We start from the raw sequence: 15,540 nt of genomic DNA, 5'->3' as shown, positions 1-15,540 counted from the left end.
CGGTCCGGGGCGGAGCCCCAGGGGCCCCGGCTGCGGACCGTGCGTGGCTGAGCGCGCAGTTCCCCGCGCCCCTGGGCATCCGACGCTGGCCCGGGCCGGCAACTTCAGCCCGTCCGGCGTTTGAGGACGAGCGCCTTCAGCGCGAACGGGGTCTGGGGCGGAGCCCCAGGGACCCCGGCTGCGGACCGTGGGTGGTTGAGCGCGCAGTTCCCCGCGCCCCTGGCAGGGCTGGTGCTGGCCCGGACCGGCAACCTCAGCCCGTCCGGCGATTGAGGACGAGGCCGTTCAGGCCGAACGGGGTCTGGGGCGGAGCCCCAGGAACCCCCGGCATCCGGTGCTGGCCGGGTCAGATGGTGGACGTGTCTATCACGAAGCGGTAGCGCACATCGCTGGCCAGCACCCGCTCGTACGCCTCGTTGATCTGATCCCCGCGGATCAACTCGATCTCCGCACCCAGCCCGTGCTCCGCACAGAAGTCCAGCATCTCCTGGGTCTCGGCGATGGAACCGATCATCGACCCGGCGAGGATCTTGTTGCCGCCGATGAGGCCGAACATGTTGAGCGAGTTCGGCTCCTCGGGCGCGCCCACGTTCACGAACGCGCCCCCGGTCTTGAGCAGCCCGAGGTACGCGCCCAGGTCCAGCGGCGCGGACACCGTGGAGACGATGAGGTCGAAGGTCCCGGCGAGCTTGGTGAACGTCTCCTCGTCACTGGTCGCGAAGTAGTGGTCGGCGCCCAGCCTGAGCCCGTCCTCCTGCTTGCGCAGCGACTGGCTGAGCACGGTCACCTCGGCGCCCATCGCGTGCGCGATCTTCACGCCCATGTGCCCGAGCCCGCCGAGCCCGAGGATGGCCACCTTCTTGCCGGGGCCCGCCTGCCACCGCTTGAGCGGCGAGTACAGAGTGATGCCGGCGCAGAGCAGCGGCGCCGCGACGTCGAGAGCGACACCGTCGGGGATGCGCAGGGTGTGGTCGGCGTCCACGACGATGTGCGTGGAGTAACCGCCGTAGGCGGGCGTGCCGTCCCGGCCGATCGCGTTGTACGTCGAGACACCGTCCGAGCAGAACTGGTTCTGCCCGGACTGGCAGGCCTCGCACTTGCCGCAGGAGTCGACGAAGCAGCCGACCCCCGCGTGGTCGCCGACCTGGAAGGCGGTGACGTCCGAGCCGACCTCGGTGATCACGCCGGCGATCTCGTGGCCCGGCACCATCGGGAAGATGGCCTCGCCCCAGCCCTCGTTCACCTGGTGGATGTCGGAGTGGCAGATCCCGGCGTACTTGATCTCGATGAGTACGTCGTTGGGGCCCACCGGGCGGCGCTCAATGGTGGTGCGCTCCAGCGGAGCCTTGGCGGCGGGGGCTGCGTACGCGGCGACGGTGGTCATGTGCCGTTCTCCTCAGATCTGTGGGGTATGCCGTCGAGCCTGCCCGAGATCCCGCCCGTCACCCAGGCCCCTGCTCTGCCTACGACCAGCGTGCGTACCACTGGCAGGGTCAGGCTCCTGGTCGTACGCCCATGACGATGAGGACGGATACTGGGGAGTCATGGACCAGCGCTCCGAACTCAGCGAATTCCTCCGCTCCCGCCGCGCCCGGCTGAAGCCCGAGGACGTGGGACTGCGCGACCACGGGCGCCACCGCCGGGTGCCGGGCCTGCGCCGGGAGGAGCTGGCACAGCTGGCCGGGGTGTCGGTGGCGTACTACACGCGCCTGGAGCAGGGCAACGCGCAGAACGTGTCGGTGGAGGTCCTGGACGCCATCGGGCGGGCGCTTCGCCTCAACGACATCGAGCAGGACCACCTCACCCATCTCGCCAAGGGCAAGGCGAAGAAGAAGCGCGCGGCGGCCTGCCGGCCCCAGCAGGTGCGCCCGGCGCTCCAGCAACTGATGGACTCGATGGACCACGTGCCCGCCCATCTCATCGGCCGCCGCCTCGACATCCTCGGCTGGAACCGGATGGCGGCGGCGCTGCTCGGCGACATGTCCCAGCTCCCGCCGCAGGAGCGGAACCTGGCCCGGCACGTCTTCCTCGACCCGGCCTCCCGCTCGCTGTACGTGGACTGGCACGGCAAGGCGATCGACGTGGTGAGCATTCTGCGCCTGTGCGCGGGCTGCTATCCCAACGATCCCCAACTGACGGCGCTGGTGGGCGAGTTGTCGGTCAAGAGCGAGGAGTTCCGCACCATGTGGGCGGCGCACACCGTCGCCGAGAAGGGCCACGGCGTCCGGCGGCTGCGCCATCCGGTGGTGGGTGAGCTGACGCTGGCGTACGAGACGCTGAAGCTGCCCGACGAGCACGACCTGTCGCTGGTGACCTTCCACGCGGAGCCGGGCTCGGCGTCGGAGGAGTCGCTGCGCCTGCTCGGCAGCTGGAGCGCGGACCAGCCGGTGCGGACGGGCTGAGCGGGGCCCACGCGGGCTGAGCGGGGCTCACGCGAAAGGGGCCCCGAAGGGCCCCTCGGCGGCCGCGCGGTCAGACGGCCGCGCGGTCAGACGGTCAGACGGTCAGACGGCGGAGCCGGCCTTCCACTGGTCCCAGCTCATGTTCCATCCGTTGAGGCCGTTGTCGGGCTGGACCGTCTTGTCGTGCGAGTTCTTCACGATCACGACGTCGCCGGTGATGGAGTGGTCGTAGAACCAGGCGGCCTGGGTGCTGTCGTCGCCCGCGCCCTTGGTGTCGGACAGACCGACGCACCCGTGGCTGGTGTTGGCGCTGCCGAAGATGGACTTGGCGCCCCAGTAGTTGCCGTGGATGAAGGTGCCGGACGCGGACAGGCGCATGGCGTGCGGCACGTCCTTGATGTCGTACTCGCCCTTGCCGTCATCATCGGTGAAACCGACCGTCGCACCGTTCATGCGGGTCTCCTTGTACTTCTCGGAGATCACCATCTGCCCGTTGTACGTCGGGTGCTCGGGGGAGCCCGCGGAGATCGGGATGGTCTTCACGGTTTTGCCGTCCTGGGTGACGGTCATGGTGTGGGTGTTCGCGTCCACCGTGGAGACCTGGTTGCGGCCGATCTTGAAGGTGACCGTCTTCTCCTGGACGCCGGTGATGCCGTTGGCACCCTGGACGCCGTCCAGGTCCATCTTCATGGTGACGGTCGAGTCCTCCTTCCAGTACTCCTGCGGCCGGAAGTCGAGGCGCTGCGAACCGAACCAGTGCCCCACGACCTCCTGACCGCTGCTGGAGGAGACGGTGATCTTGGCCTGCACGTCCTTCTTGTTGGTGATCGCCTTGTCGAAGTTGACCGACACCGGCATGCCGACACCGACGGTGGAGCCGTCCTCGGGCGTGAAGTTGCCTATGAAGCTGTTCTTGGGCGAGACGGTGGTGAAGGACGCGTTCTCGTGCGCCTGGCGCCCCTTGGCGTCCGCCGCCGTCGCGGTGATCTTGTACGTGGCCGAGCGCTTCAGGGGCGTCGCGGGCGCCCAGCTCAGGCCGTCCGCGGATATCTTGCCCTCGACCTTGGCGCCGTCGGTGGAGGTCAGCGTCACATCGGTCAGCTTGCCGTCGGCGACGGTGACCTTGGTGTCGCTGTTGATGCCGACGTTGTCGGCGCCGTTCTTCGGCGTGATGGTGATCTTGGCGTCCGACGTGTCCTTCGCGGCGGCCTTGTCCGCCGCCGCCTGTGCCGAGGACGAGCTGTCGGCCTTGGCACCCTTGTCGCCGCCGCCGTTGCAGGCAGAAAGGACCAGTACGCCGCCGAGCACCGCGCACGCCGCCGCGAGACCCTGCTTGCGCCGCTTACTCTCCGTCTTCACACGCTTCTCCATCGTCGCCGTCACCCACGTCATCACGTCTAGAACATCAGACTGCCCGTTCCCGTTCCTCGGCGGGGGGTGAATGTGGGGCACACCACGCGTCGGCGGACGGGGTGGGGCGGGACGGGGCGGGACGGTACAAGATCACCAAAAGCCGGTTCCCGTGCCGTCCCGCCCCGGCCGCGCCGTCACCGCCCGGCAGCCGACAGCTGTCAGTCGTCAGTTGCCATCTGTCATCGGTCATCTGCCAGCCGTCAACCGTAAGCCGCCCGCTTCGTCGGTCGGGTCAGTCCTCGTCGGTCGGGTCAGTCCTCGTCGATCGGGTCAGTCCTCGTCGGCCGTCGCCACCCCTCGTCGTCAGTCCTCGTCGTCAGTCCTCGTCGTCGATGTCTTCGTCGAGGTCCCACTCCTCGTCGTCCGGGTCGTAACCGACGCGCTCGCTGCTCCAGGAGGCCTGGGCCAGCTCCACGCCGGGCAGTGCCTCCACGAGACCGACCGGGTCCACGAGGTAGGCCAGGGCCTCCGCTCCGTCTTCCCGCACCGCCCCCTCGGCATGCGCGCGTTCCTCTGGCCGCATCGTCTCGTCGTCGGCGATGCGGGTCAGGGCCGCCGCCGCCAACTGGCCCGCGTCCGCGATCTCCAGGACCAAATCGACGCGCAGCCGTACATACCGTGATGTCTCTTCTTCGCTCATGCCAGGGAGCGTAGGGCTCGACCCGGCCGCGACTTTCCCGCGACCCGCTGCTTTCACTAGCATCAGCGCATCCCGCCAATTCGACGTACTCGCAAGGGAATAGCTCACTTGTCCGTCGCTCGTCGTCCCCTGCTCACCGCCACCGCGGCGGGCACCCTGCTCTGCGCCCTCTGGTTCGTACCGTCCGCCAACGCCACGGACGAGCACCGCCCTTCGACCCCCGCCCCGCACTCCCCCTACCGGGCCGTCCCCGTCCCCCTTGACGGCGCTGCCGGGGCTGACGGTGCCGTCGGCACCGACGGTCCGGTCGCCCTCGCCGACACCGGAGGCGCGAACACCTCCCCCTACCTGGTCGGCGGCACGCTGTTCCTGGGCCTCGGGGCGGGGTTCGTGATGTATTCGGTCCGCCGGTCACAGCCCTGCTGACCTCGGCGTACGCGAAAGGGCCGCCCGGGATGCGACATCCCGGGCGGCCCTTTTCGGTACGGTGGATCAGGCGAGGCGGCCCGTCACCGGCTCGACCGCGGCGACCAGCTTTCCTTCGCGTACGAAGGCGTCCGCGGCGGCCAGGTCGGGGGCGAGGAAGCGGTCGGGGCCCGGGCCCTGGACGCCGGCCGCGCGGACCGCGGCGATGGCGGCCTGCGAGGCGGGCGCCGGGGTGAGGCCCTTGCGCAGCTCGATGCCGCGGGTCGCCGCGTACAGCTCGACGGCGATGATCCGGGTCAGGTTGTCGACGGCCGTACGCAGCTTGCGCGCGGCCGACCAGCCCATGGAGACGTGGTCCTCCTGCATCGCGGAGGACGGGATGGAGTCGGCGGAGGCCGGCACCGCGAGCCGCTTCATCTCGCTGACCAGGGCGGCCTGGGTGTACTGGGCGATCATCAGGCCCGAGTCCACGCCGGCGTCGTCGGCGAGGAACGGCGGCAGGCCGTGGCTGCGGTTCTTGTCCAGGAGGCGGTCGGTGCGGCGCTCGGTGATCGAGCCGAGGTCGGCGGCGGCGATGGCGAGGAAGTCCAGGACGTAGGCGACCGGGGCGCCGTGGAAGTTGCCGTTGGACTCGACGCGCCCATCGGGCAGCACGACCGGATTGTCGACGGCGGCGGCCAGTTCGCGCTCGGCGACGGTCAGGGCGTACGCGATGGTGTCGCGTCCGGCGCCGTTGACCTGGGGGGCGCAGCGCACCGAGTACGCGTCCTGCACGCGCGGCGCCTCTTCCTCCTGGAAGTGGCCGGTTAGGCCCGAACCCTCCAGGACGGCGAGCATGTTGGCGGCGGACGCGCCCTGGCCGGGGTGCGGGCGGATGGCGTGCAGTTCGGGGGCGAGCACCTTCTCGGTGCCGAGCAGCGCTTCGAGGGTGAGGGCCGCGGTGATGTCGGCGGAGGTGTAGAGCTTCTTCAGGTCGGCGATGGCCATGCACAGCATGCCGAGCATGCCGTCGGTGCCGTTGAGGAGGGCAAGGCCCTCCTTTTCGCGCAGCTCGACGGGTTCGATGCCGGCGGCGGCGAGCAGGTCGCCCGCGGGCTTCACGACGCCGTCGGGGCCCTCCGCGTCGCCCTCGCCCATCAGGGTCAGGGCGCAGTGCGACAGCGGCGCGAGGTCGCCGGAGCAGCCGAGGGAGCCGTACTCGTGGACGACGGGGGTGATGCCGGCGTTCAGTACGTCGGCCATGGTCTGCGCGACGGAGGGGCGTACGCCGGTGTGGCCGGAGGCCACGGTCTTCAGGCGCAGGAACATCAGGGCGCGCACGACCTCGCGCTCCACGCGGGGGCCCATGCCGGCGGCGTGCGAGCGGACGATGTTGCGCTGGAGCTGGGCGCGCAGGTCGGGGCTGATGTGGCGGGAGGCGAGGGCGCCGAAGCCGGTGGAGACGCCGTACACCGGCTCCGGCTTGGCGGCCAGGGCGTCGACGATCTCGCGGGCCCGGGCGAGGGCGGCGAGGGCGGCGGCGGAGAGCTCGACCTTCGCGTTGTGCCTGGCCACGGCGATGACGTCCTCGGGGGTGGTCCCGGAGGTCCCCACCACGACAGTGTGCATATCCATATTCAGCACCCTACGGATTGAATCCGGTCATGTCACTAGGTGCTGCGGCAACCCCTTGGGGCTCCGCCCCAAACCCCGTTCGCGCCTAAAGGGCGCTCGTCCTCAAATGCCGGACGGGCTGACCATGCGCGTGCGGGCCAGCACCGGTCCCGCCAGGGGCGCGGGGAACTGCGCGAGAAGCGCCCACGACCCGCAGCCGAACTCCCTGGGGCTCCGCCCCAGACCCCGATCGGCCTGAACGGCCTCGTCCTCAATCTCCCCCAAGGCCTTAAGGGCCAGGGGGGACCCCCATGACAGGCTGAAGTTGCCGGCCCGGGCCAGCGTCGGATGCTCAGGGGCGCGGGGAACTGCGCGGACGGCCATCCACCGGCCCGTGCCGGGGAACCTACCTTTGGCCCCTGAAGCGGCGGCGATCATGCGGCGGAGTCGGCGGGTTCTCGGCGAGGGCCAGGACCTCCCCGTCCCGCCCCGCCACCACCGGCTTCGCCGACCTCGCCGCCTTCGCGCGGTACTGCGCCGCGTCCGCGAGCCGGAACAGGCGCCGCGCCGAGCGCACCTCGCCGATGGGGTCGCCCGTGGAGGCGATGCCGCAGGCCACTCCCTCCCCGAGCTCCAACTCCCCGGCCCGCGAGCAGAGTTGTTCACCGACCCGTACGACGTCGTCGGCGCTCGGGCCCACCGAGAGCAGACAGAACTCGTCCCCGCCGAGCCGCGCGGCCAGCGCACCCGGCAGCATCGCGCCGCACAGCGAAAGCACCGAGCCGAAGCGTTCCAGCAGCCGGTCCCCCACCGCGTGCCCGAGCGTGTCGTTGACGCCCTTGAGCCCGTTCAGGTCGCACACGACGAGGCTGACGACCGAGCCGTCGGCGCGGTGACGCTCCACGGCCTCGTCCAGGCGCATGTCGACCGCGCGCCGGTTGGCGAGGCCGGTGAGCGGATCGGTGAAGGCGAGGCGGCGTACCTCTTCGAGGCGTTCGGTCTGGGCGATGCCGGCCGCCACGACGGAGGCGAGGACCGTGGCGAAGTCGGCGTCGGACGCGTCGAAGACCGGGGCGCCGACCGGCCGGGCCACGTACAGCTCGCCCCACGCCCGGCCGTGCAGCACGATCGGGGCGACCACGCAGCAGCCCCGCCCGCGGCGGCGCAGCGCGGCCACCCTCCCCCAGCTGCCGCTGGGCGGCGCCCCCACATGGGCCTGGCCCGCGGCGCCCCCGGGGGGCGCGGCGGCCGTCTCGACCCAGGCGTTGGGCTCCCCGCCGCCGGCCCAGCGCTCGTGCAGGAACTCGGTGATCTCCGGGAACTGGTGCACGGGATAGGTCTCGCCTTCGGGGAACTCCTGCTCCCCAAGGGCCCGTTCGCCCTCGTTCACCAGGACCCTCAGGAGCCCGAGTTCGCGCTCCCACACCGAGAGCGCGGCGAAGTTCCCGCCGAGCGCTTCGCACGCGCCGAGCGCGGCGGCGGCCCAGGACTCACGCGGCGTGTGCGCCGCGGCCATGGCCTGCGCCAGCGAAACCACGGCCCGCAGCCGGGCATCCTCTCCACCCATTCCTCCAGCTTAGGGAGGTTTTGCGCGTTTTGACCCGGCGGGGGCGCGGGACAGGCCGCCCGGGGCGCGGTCACTGCCCGGGCCACACCGGCTCGCGCTTCTCGTTGAACGCGGCCACACCCTCCGCGCGGTCTCCCGAGAACGCCACCGAGCGCCAGGCCGCGTCCTCGACCTCCAGGCCGGCCCGCAGGTCGAGCCCGTGGCCGAGCCGCAGCGCCCGCTTCGCCGCGCGCAGCCCGACGGGCGAGTTGGCCGCCATGCGCCCACCGAGCGCCATCGCCTCGGCGCGCGCGTCCTCGGCCAGCACGTCCACGAGCCCCAACTCCCGTGCCTCCACGGCCTCGACGCGACGCGCGGTGAAGACCAGCTCGGCGGCGCGGGCGGCGCCCACCCGGCGCGGCAGGAGCTGCGTACCGCCACCGCCGGGGATCACGCCGACCGACACCTCGGGCAGGCCCACCACGGTGCTCGCGTCGCCCACGATCACGTCGCAGGCGAGCGCGAGCTCGAAGCCGCCGCCGAGCGCGAACCCGTGCACGGCGGCGACGGTGGGCATGGGCAGGTCGAGCACGCCGGTGTACGCGGCGCGCGCGGTGGGCCGCTGGCGTACGAGTTCGGCGTCGCTCAGGGAGTTGCGCTCCTTGAGGTCCGCGCCGACGCAGAACGCCCGCTCGTTGGACGAGGTCACCACGGTGACCCGGGCGTCGGCGTCGGCGGCCAGCGCGTCGCAGGCGGCGGCGATGGAGCGGGCCATGTCCGTCGACACCGCGTTCATGGCCTTCGGCCGGTCGAGCACCAGCTCGGCGACGTACCCCTCGCGCCGCACGACGACGAACTCCCCGAACCGCTGCTCGGCCATGGCAACCCCTCCGTTAACGAACGTTACGTCGGGGGTGATCCTAGGCCGTGAACCACGCCCTCAGACCCTCGGCCTCTAGGACAGGTTCTTGGCCTCGCGGCGGTGCAGGAGCCAGGGCTCCACCACGCCGAGGCCGCGCACCGGGCGCTGCCACATGGGCTGGAGCGCGAAGCGGTACTTCGTCGCGGGCACGGGCTCCGCGCCCTCCTTCTCGGCGGCCAGCGCGTCTTGCGCGGCCTGCGCCTCGGAGACGGGGGCGTCGCCGGTGCGGGCCAGCTCCTCCGCGAACGCGCCGTCCACCAGGACGGCGTCCTTGGGGGCTATCGAGGTGAGGCGGCTCGCGAGGTTCACGGTGGTGCCGAACACGTCGCCCATGCGCGTGGTGACGGTGCCGAAGGCGATGCCCACGCGCAGGGCCGGCATGGTCTCGTCGCCGGCCATCGTCTCGATGAGCCGCAGCGAGATCTCGGCGGCCGTGCCCGCGTCGTCGGCGGCGAACAGGACCTCGTCGCCCAGGGTCTTGATGAGCCGCCCGCCGTGCGCCGCGACCAGGTCGGCGGCGGTGGTCTCGAAGGCCTCCACCAGCTCGCCCAGCTCCTCCTCCTCAAGGCGCCGGGTGAGCCGGGTGAACCCGACGAGGTCGGCGAAACCGACCGCGAGGCGGCGGTCCACCATCTCCTCGTCGTCGGCGGCCTGCACCACGCGCCCGGTCGCGGCGGCGAGCTGGCGCCGCCACACATAGACCAGGAACTCCTCCAGCTCGGGCAGCAGCAGCTCGACCAGGGGGTAGGTGACCTCGGTGCGGGTCATGCCGGGCTCGGGCGGCTCGGTCAGGCCCTCCAGAAAAGAATCGATCTGCCATTCGGCCAGCCGGGCGGTGGTCTGCCCGGTGGAGCGGGCGACCTGCACCGCCATCGGCTCGCTGAGCAGCCCCGCCTCCACCAGACCGGCGAGCCGGCGCAGGGCGAGCACGTCGGCCTCGGTGAGCGCCTTGGCCTGCCCGATGTCCGCGAACCCCATCGCCCGCCAGAACCGGGACGCGAGCTCCATCGAGACGCCCGCCGTACGGGCCGCCTGGAAGGGCGTGTAGCGGCGGTCGGCGCCGAGGATCAGCTGTTCCAGGCGGATGGCGAGCGGGTCGTCGGTGGGCTCGGCGGTGTGGTCGACGGCGTGGTGCGGCGTCGGATACGCGGAGACGGGCGCCTGGCCGTGGGCGCCGGAGCCGCCCGCACCGGCGCCGGGGCCGCCGCCGGTGCCGTCACCGGACTCCGCACCGGACCGTGTCTCGTCGACGGTCACCGGCCGCCTCCTGCCCGTTGCCTGCGCACTGCCCTGCCGATCTGTCGCTGGATCGGGCTCCACGATACGGCAGGTGTGCCGTAGCTCACGTCGCGGGAGCGTGTCCCGGCGCTGCCTACGGCGCGGCCGGCCGCAGGTGGACGATGTCGCCGGCCGCCACGGGCCGCTGGACGCCCTCCGCCGTGGCCAGCACCAGACGCCCGTCCCCGTCCACCGCGACCGCCTCGCCCGTCAGCGCCCGCCCTCCGGGCAGCTCCGCGCGCACGGAGCGCCCCAGGGTCGCGCAGCCCGCCGCGTACGCCTCCTGGAGCCCGGAGTCCGCCGGGTCGCCCGCCGCCGCGCGCCAGGTTCCGTACCACTGCTCCAGGGAGCGCAGCACCGCCCGCAGCAGGGTGTCGCGGTCGGTGGAGACGGCGCCGGCCAGCGCGAGGGAGCCCGCACCCGGCACGGGCAGCTCATCGGCGCGCAGCGTCACATTGAGGCCGATGCCGACGACGACCCCGTCCGCGCCGGCCCGCTCGGCGAGGATGCCGCCGGCCTTGCGCTCCTGGCCCTCCACCGTGACCAGGAGGTCATTGGGCCACTTCAGGGCGGTGTCGACGCCCGCGGCCCGGGCGAGCCCGGTCGCCACGGCGACGCCGGTGAGCAGCGGCAGCCAGCCCCACCGTTCCATGGGCACCGTCTCGCCCGGCTTGAGCAGGACGGAGAAGAACAGGCCCGAGCGGGCGGGCGCCGACCAGCGCCGGTCCAGGCGCCCGCGTCCCGCGGTCTGCTCCTCGGCGATCAGGACGGCCCCCTCGCCGAGCGCGTCCGCCTTCGCGGCGAGGTCGGAGTTGGTGGAGCCGGTGGCGGTGACCACGTCCAGGGCGGTCCACAGGGCGTCCGGCCGCAGCAGGGCGCGGCGCAGCGCGGTGGCGTTCAGGGGCGGCCGGTCGAGGTCGGACCAGCGGCTGTCGGGGGCGTCCTGGGGTGTCATGCAGCCAGGTTAGGCCGCGATGGCAAGGGTCTTCGGGTGTGGCCAACGCCGCACTGCCGAACCGTATCCGCACCACTACCCTACGAGTCAGTAGCCAGCCTACGAGTCCGTAGCCACCCCGTGACCAGGCAGGGAGCCGCATCCCGATGTCCGAGCCGGAAAACGCCCAGAGCGACGCCACCGTCGACCTCCACACCACCGCGGGAAAGCTCGCGGATCTTCAGCGCCGGATCGACGAGGCGACCCACGCCGGCTCCGCGCGGGCGATCGAGAAGCAGCACGCCAAGGGCAAGCTGACGGCTCGTGAGCGGGTCGAACTCCTCCTGGACGAGGGCTCGTTCGTCGAACTGGACGAGTTCGCCCGGCACCGCTCGACCAACTTCGGGATCGAGAAGAACCGCCCGTACGGAGACGGTGTGGTCACGGGTTACGGGACCGTCGACGGCCGCCCGGTGTGCGTCTACTCGCAGGACTTCACGATCTTCGGCGGCTCGCTCGGCGAGGTGTACGGCGAGAAGATCGTCAAGGTCATGGACTTCGCCCTGAAGACCGGCTGTCCGGTCATCGGCATCAACGACGGCGGTGGCGCCCGCATCCAGGAGGGCGTGGTCGCGCTCGGCCTGTTCGCCGAGATCTTCCGCCGCAATGTCCACGCGTCGGGCGTCGTCCCGCAGATCTCCCTGATCGTGGGCCCCTGCGCGGGCGGCGCGGTGTACTCGCCCGCGATCACCGACTTCACGGTGATGGTCGACCAGACCTCGCACATGTTCATCACCGGGCCCGACGTCATCAAGACCGTCACCGGTGAGGACGTGGGTTTCGAGGAGCTGGGCGGCGCCCGCACCCACAACACCACGTCGGGCGTGGCGCACCACATGGCGGGCGACGAGAAGGACGCGATCGAATACGTCAAGTCCCTGTTGTCGTACCTGCCGTCGAACAACCTGAGCGAGCCGCCGGCCTTCCCCGAGGAGGCCGACCTGGAGACCTCGGACGAGGACCGCGAGCTCGACACCCTCATCCCGGACTCCGCGAACCAGCCGTACGACATGCACACGGCGATCGAGCACGTCCTGGACGACGGTGAATTCCTGGAGACCCAGACCCTGTTCGCGCCGAACATCATCACGGGCTTCGGCCGCGTGGAGGGTTACCCGGTCGGCATCGTGGCCAACCAGCCGATGCAGTTCGCCGGTTGCCTCGACATCGACGCGTCGGAGAAGGCGGCGCGGTTCGTGCGGACCTGCGACGCGTTCAACGTCCCGGTGCTGACCTTCGTGGACGTGCCGGGCTTCCTTCCCGGTGTCGACCAGGAGTACGGCGGCATCATCCGGCGCGGCGCCAAGCTGATCTACGCGTACGCCGAGGCGACGGTTCCGCTGATCACCGTCATCACGCGCAAGGCGTTCGGCGGGGCGTACGACGTCATGGGCTCCAAGCACCTGGGCGCGGACCTCAACCTGGCGTGGCCGACGGCGCAGATCGCGGTGATGGGCGCGCAGGGCGCCGTCAACATCCTGCACCGGCGCACGATCGCGGCGGCGGCCGCCGAGGAGCAGGAGGGGGTGCGGGCCGGACTGATCTCCGACTACGAGGACACGCTCCTCAACCCCTATATCGCGGCGGAGCGGGGGTACGTGGACGCGGTGATCATGCCGTCGGAGACGCGGGCGCACGTGGTGAAGGGGTTGCGGCAGCTGCGTACGAAGCGGGAGTCGTTGCCGCCGAAGAAGCACGGCAACATCCCTCTCTAGCCCTCTAGCCCTCTAGTCCACGAGTCCTCTAGTCCACGAGTCGGTCGTCGATCCAGGAGCCGCTGTGATCAAGGTAGTTCGGGGCAACCCGACCCCGGAGGAGCTGGCCGCCGCGCTGGCGGTGGTTCAGGCGCGCGCCGCGGCGACGGCGTCGGCCGGTACCGGCGCGCCCCGCCCGCGTGCGGGCTGGTCCGATCCCGCGCGCATCGCCCGCGGGGCTCTGCCAAGGCCGGGCACCCGAACGTGGGCCCGCACGTACTGGCCCGGCTAGGGGTGCCCCCTTGCGACCCCGGCCGCGTCGAATGCGGGCGGGGTTGCCCACGGGCGCCTTCCCGGCCGGCTTTCAGGTGCGGGCCGTGGCCGCTTCTCGCGCAGTTCCCCGCGCCCCTGACTACTCGGCCCTGGCCCGGACCGGCAACTTCAGCCTGGCCCCGTGCCGTTGAGCATCTGGTGCGGGCCTGCATGGGCATCCTCAGCCCGTCATGGGGGTCCCCCCTGGCCCTTAAGGCCTTGGGGGAGATTGAGGACGAGCGCCCTTCAGGCGCGAACGGGGTCTGGGGCGGAGCCCCAGGGAGCTTGGCTGCGGGCCGTGGTCGCTTCTCGCGCAGTTCCCCGCGCCCCTGGCAGGGTCGGTGCTGGCCCGCATGGGCAACCTCAGCCCGTGCCGCTGGGCATCTGGTGCGGGCCTGTATGGGCATCCTCAGCCCGTCCGGCGTTTGAGGACGAGGGGCCCAGCCAGGCGTACCTAGCCCGGCCGGGGTTGGGTGAGTATGCGTACTCAGGCGCCGCGCCGACGCCCGCCGCACTATCGAACCCATGCTGTGGTCAGACCCCAAGGACGAGCCCCCCAAGGAACTGCGCGACGCCCAGGCCATGATGCGCCGGGCGGGGCTCTTCCTCGCCCTCGCCATGATCGTGGCGATGCTCGCGGTCGGCCTGCGCTGACGACCCCGCGCCAGCGGTCCGGGCCGGGCCCGGGCAGGGAGGGGGCCAGGGGCGGGCGCCTACGATGGCACGCATGACTGCTCAGCGCCGGCTCGTCCTCGCCTCCCAATCCCCCGCCCGGCTCGGCCTGCTCCGCCAGGCCGGCTTCGCGCCCGAGGTGATCGTCAGCGGCGTCGACGAGGACGCCCTGACCGCCCCGAGCCCCGCCGAGCTCGCCCTCGTACTCGCCGAGGCGAAGGCCGACGCCGTGGCCGGCCGCCCCGAGGCCGCCGGCGCCCTGGTCATCGGCTGCGACTCGGTGCTCGAACTGGACGGCCGCGCCCTCGGCAAGCCCGCCGACGCCGAGGACGCCACGGCCCGCTGGAAGTCGATGCGCGGCCGCGCGGGCATCCTCCAGACCGGCCACTGCGTGATCGACACCGCGACGGGCGAGCGCACCGCCCGCACCGCATCGACGGTCGTACGGTTCGGCGAGCCCACCGACGCGGAGATCGCGGCGTACGTGGCGAGCGGTGAACCCCTGTACGTGGCAGGCGCGTTCACGCTCGACGGCCGCTCGGCGCCGTTCGTCGACTCCATCGAGGGCGACCACGGGAACGTCATCGGGCTCTCGCTGCCCCTGCTGCGGAAGCTCCTGGCCGAACTCGGGCTCTCAGTCACCGACCTCTGGGCGTGACCCCGGCTCAGGCGGCCGCCGGGGCCCCGTGGCCGGGCGCGCCGGGCTCGTCCGGGGCCTCGTCCTGCGGACCGGGCGCGGGCCGCTCCGTCACGTACGCGAGGAGTACGAAGACGAGCAGCGCGAGCACGACCATGAGGACCGCGAACGCCGCCCACCCGACCAGGCCCACCAGGAACGCCCCGAGCACCGCGTGCACCACCGCGCAGCCGATCAGGGTGATGCGCGCGACCCGGCCGGGCGCGCGGTCGCGGACGGCGACGACCAGCAGAAGGACCGCGCACACCACGAGGAACACCCCGAGCACGGCGCCCGCGCCCCACGCCCCGGTGGCGATCGCGTGGGGATCGAGGCCGGCGAGGGACATGTGCTGGTTGGCCGCCACCCTGCCCAGCACGTAGTTCACGAGCACGACGGCGGCGGCCTCGGCGACGAGGACGAGCGCGGCCACGATGGCGATCAGTCGTCGCAGCATGGCACGACCCCCTGTTACCCGTAGTACGGCTGTGGCGCGCACGCTACTAACGAGTAACGGTTCGTACAAGGGTCCTGGATGGATCAAGGGACGACGCCGGTACCGGAATCCGGCCGGACGCGGGGGAAAGCGCCTCACGACGCGGCGTTCCGGCCGGAAAGAATCTTGGTGGGCGTACGCGGTCGTTCGTAGGGACTCGACAAAGAAACGCACGGACCTGCTGGGGCCCGAGACAGAGACCTTGACCACACCTCACCGCTACTGTGCGGTACGGGAGCCCGGCGTACCGTGGTGCGACAAGGGATTTCGCGACTTGAGCGCGCCTCGGATCACACTCCGTGTGGGCAAGCTCACCATTGGGGACGGGTCGTATGCCAGTGTGCGGCTTCCCTAAACTCAGCTTGTTTCAAGGAGGGAGCCATCGTGCGCAAGGTGCTCATCGCCAACCGAGGCGAAATCGCTGTCCGTGTTGCCCGGGCCTGCCGGGATGCCGGGATCGCGAGCGTTGCCGTTTA

Annotated in this window: 16 protein-coding genes; 7 read left to right on the top strand and 9 right to left on the bottom strand. The window is 71.7% G+C overall.

The annotated features are described in order from the left end of the window. Positions 1-346: 346 nt before the first annotated feature. The gene (locus ACFYM2_RS28210; protein WP_359003711.1) at positions 347-1,384 is read right to left on the bottom strand and encodes an NAD(P)-dependent alcohol dehydrogenase; all 1,038 of its coding nucleotides are present in this window, start codon (positions 1,382-1,384) and stop codon (positions 347-349) included. Between the two features lie 160 nt (positions 1,385-1,544). Here ACFYM2_RS28210 and ACFYM2_RS28205 point away from each other — a divergent pair, with 160 nt between their 5' ends. Further along, positions 1,545-2,402, top strand: a complete 858-nt coding sequence (locus ACFYM2_RS28205) for a helix-turn-helix domain-containing protein (protein WP_388840116.1) — start codon at positions 1,545-1,547, stop codon at positions 2,400-2,402. Positions 2,403-2,504: 102 nt separating this feature from the next. Here the strand turns inward: ACFYM2_RS28205 and ACFYM2_RS28200 are convergent, their stop codons facing one another. Beyond that, the gene (locus ACFYM2_RS28200) at positions 2,505-3,773 is read right to left on the bottom strand and encodes an Ig-like domain-containing protein (protein WP_359003891.1); all 1,269 of its coding nucleotides are present in this window, start codon (positions 3,771-3,773) and stop codon (positions 2,505-2,507) included. Between the two features lie 358 nt (positions 3,774-4,131). After that, positions 4,132-4,455, bottom strand: a complete 324-nt coding sequence (locus ACFYM2_RS28195; RefSeq protein WP_359003705.1) for a hypothetical protein — start codon at positions 4,453-4,455, stop codon at positions 4,132-4,134. 108 nt (positions 4,456-4,563) lie between these two features. Between ACFYM2_RS28195 and ACFYM2_RS28190 the strand changes: the two genes are divergently transcribed. After that, a complete protein-coding gene (locus tag ACFYM2_RS28190) occupies positions 4,564-4,881 on the top strand; it encodes an LPXTG cell wall anchor domain-containing protein (protein WP_359003702.1) in 318 nt (105 codons plus the stop codon). Between the two features lie 66 nt (positions 4,882-4,947). Here ACFYM2_RS28190 and hutH read toward each other — a convergent pair whose 3' ends face one another. The 5 genes from hutH to ACFYM2_RS28165 all read right to left on the bottom strand — a co-directional run bounded on the left by hutH (position 4,948) and on the right by ACFYM2_RS28165 (position 11,175). Continuing rightward, positions 4,948-6,489, bottom strand: a complete 1,542-nt coding sequence (gene hutH / locus ACFYM2_RS28185) for a histidine ammonia-lyase (RefSeq protein ID WP_388456735.1) — start codon at positions 6,487-6,489, stop codon at positions 4,948-4,950. Positions 6,490-6,880: 391 nt separating this feature from the next. Then, on the bottom strand, positions 6,881-8,041 hold the full coding sequence (locus ACFYM2_RS28180; RefSeq protein ID WP_388840112.1) for a diguanylate cyclase domain-containing protein: 1,161 nt from the start codon (positions 8,039-8,041) through the stop codon (positions 6,881-6,883). A 70-nt stretch (positions 8,042-8,111) separates the two neighbouring features. After that, the gene (locus ACFYM2_RS28175) at positions 8,112-8,900 is read right to left on the bottom strand and encodes an enoyl-CoA hydratase/isomerase family protein (protein WP_388456701.1); all 789 of its coding nucleotides are present in this window, start codon (positions 8,898-8,900) and stop codon (positions 8,112-8,114) included. A 75-nt stretch (positions 8,901-8,975) separates the two neighbouring features. Continuing rightward, entirely contained in the window at positions 8,976-10,199 is a 1,224-nt protein-coding gene (locus ACFYM2_RS28170; protein ID WP_359003693.1) for an adenylate/guanylate cyclase domain-containing protein, read from the bottom strand. A 115-nt stretch (positions 10,200-10,314) separates the two neighbouring features. After that, positions 10,315-11,175, bottom strand: coding sequence for a biotin--[acetyl-CoA-carboxylase] ligase (locus tag ACFYM2_RS28165; protein WP_388456705.1), 861 nt, complete (start codon positions 11,173-11,175; stop codon positions 10,315-10,317). Between the two features lie 146 nt (positions 11,176-11,321). Here ACFYM2_RS28165 and ACFYM2_RS28160 point away from each other — a divergent pair, with 146 nt between their 5' ends. The 4 genes from ACFYM2_RS28160 (at position 11,322) to ACFYM2_RS28145 (ending at position 14,550) form a co-directional block, all read left to right on the top strand. Further along, a complete protein-coding gene (locus tag ACFYM2_RS28160; RefSeq protein WP_388840108.1) occupies positions 11,322-12,929 on the top strand; it encodes an acyl-CoA carboxylase subunit beta in 1,608 nt (535 codons plus the stop codon). A gap of 64 nt (positions 12,930-12,993) precedes the next feature. Then, a complete protein-coding gene (locus ACFYM2_RS28155) occupies positions 12,994-13,200 on the top strand; it encodes an acyl-CoA carboxylase epsilon subunit (RefSeq protein ID WP_359003685.1) in 207 nt (68 codons plus the stop codon). 545 nt (positions 13,201-13,745) lie between these two features. Then, positions 13,746-13,874, top strand: a complete 129-nt coding sequence (gene mmpB / locus ACFYM2_RS28150; protein WP_350232319.1) for a morphogenic membrane protein MmpB — start codon at positions 13,746-13,748, stop codon at positions 13,872-13,874. 64 nt (positions 13,875-13,938) lie between these two features. Then, positions 13,939-14,550, top strand: coding sequence for a Maf family protein (locus tag ACFYM2_RS28145; protein ID WP_388456708.1), 612 nt, complete (start codon positions 13,939-13,941; stop codon positions 14,548-14,550). A 7-nt stretch (positions 14,551-14,557) separates the two neighbouring features. Here the strand turns inward: ACFYM2_RS28145 and ACFYM2_RS28140 are convergent, their stop codons facing one another. Further along, on the bottom strand, positions 14,558-15,025 hold the full coding sequence (locus ACFYM2_RS28140; protein WP_388840105.1) for a hypothetical protein: 468 nt from the start codon (positions 15,023-15,025) through the stop codon (positions 14,558-14,560). Between the two features lie 423 nt (positions 15,026-15,448). Here ACFYM2_RS28140 and ACFYM2_RS28135 point away from each other — a divergent pair. After that, positions 15,449-15,540: biotin carboxylase N-terminal domain-containing protein (locus ACFYM2_RS28135; protein ID WP_308427085.1), on the top strand; the 92-nt coding region annotated here is incomplete at its 3' end.

Source organism: Streptomyces sp. NPDC006711, assembly GCF_042869775.1.
Lineage (GTDB): Bacteria > Actinomycetota > Actinomycetes > Streptomycetales > Streptomycetaceae > Streptomyces.
This window is presented reverse-complemented; position numbering and strand designations above follow the sequence as displayed.

Coding starts and splice junctions, on each gene's coding strand:
- ACFYM2_RS28210 (WP_359003711.1), bottom strand. CDS start 1,384: ATGACCACCGTCGCCGCGTACGCAGCCCCCGCCGCCAAGGCTCCGCTG.
- ACFYM2_RS28205 (WP_388840116.1), top strand. CDS start 1,545: ATGGACCAGCGCTCCGAACTCAGCGAATTCCTCCGCTCCCGCCGCGCC.
- ACFYM2_RS28200 (WP_359003891.1), bottom strand. CDS start 3,773: ATGGAGAAGCGTGTGAAGACGGAGAGTAAGCGGCGCAAGCAGGGTCTC.
- ACFYM2_RS28195 (WP_359003705.1), bottom strand. CDS start 4,455: ATGAGCGAAGAAGAGACATCACGGTATGTACGGCTGCGCGTCGATTTG.
- hutH (WP_388456735.1), bottom strand. CDS start 6,489: ATGCACACTGTCGTGGTGGGGACCTCCGGGACCACCCCCGAGGACGTC.
- ACFYM2_RS28180 (WP_388840112.1), bottom strand. CDS start 8,041: ATGGGTGGAGAGGATGCCCGGCTGCGGGCCGTGGTTTCGCTGGCGCAG.
- ACFYM2_RS28175 (WP_388456701.1), bottom strand. CDS start 8,900: ATGGCCGAGCAGCGGTTCGGGGAGTTCGTCGTCGTGCGGCGCGAGGGG.
- ACFYM2_RS28165 (WP_388456705.1), bottom strand. CDS start 11,175: ATGACACCCCAGGACGCCCCCGACAGCCGCTGGTCCGACCTCGACCGG.
- ACFYM2_RS28160 (WP_388840108.1), top strand. CDS start 11,322: ATGTCCGAGCCGGAAAACGCCCAGAGCGACGCCACCGTCGACCTCCAC.
- mmpB (WP_350232319.1), top strand. CDS start 13,746: ATGCTGTGGTCAGACCCCAAGGACGAGCCCCCCAAGGAACTGCGCGAC.
- ACFYM2_RS28145 (WP_388456708.1), top strand. CDS start 13,939: ATGGCACGCATGACTGCTCAGCGCCGGCTCGTCCTCGCCTCCCAATCC.
- ACFYM2_RS28140 (WP_388840105.1), bottom strand. CDS start 15,025: ATGCTGCGACGACTGATCGCCATCGTGGCCGCGCTCGTCCTCGTCGCC.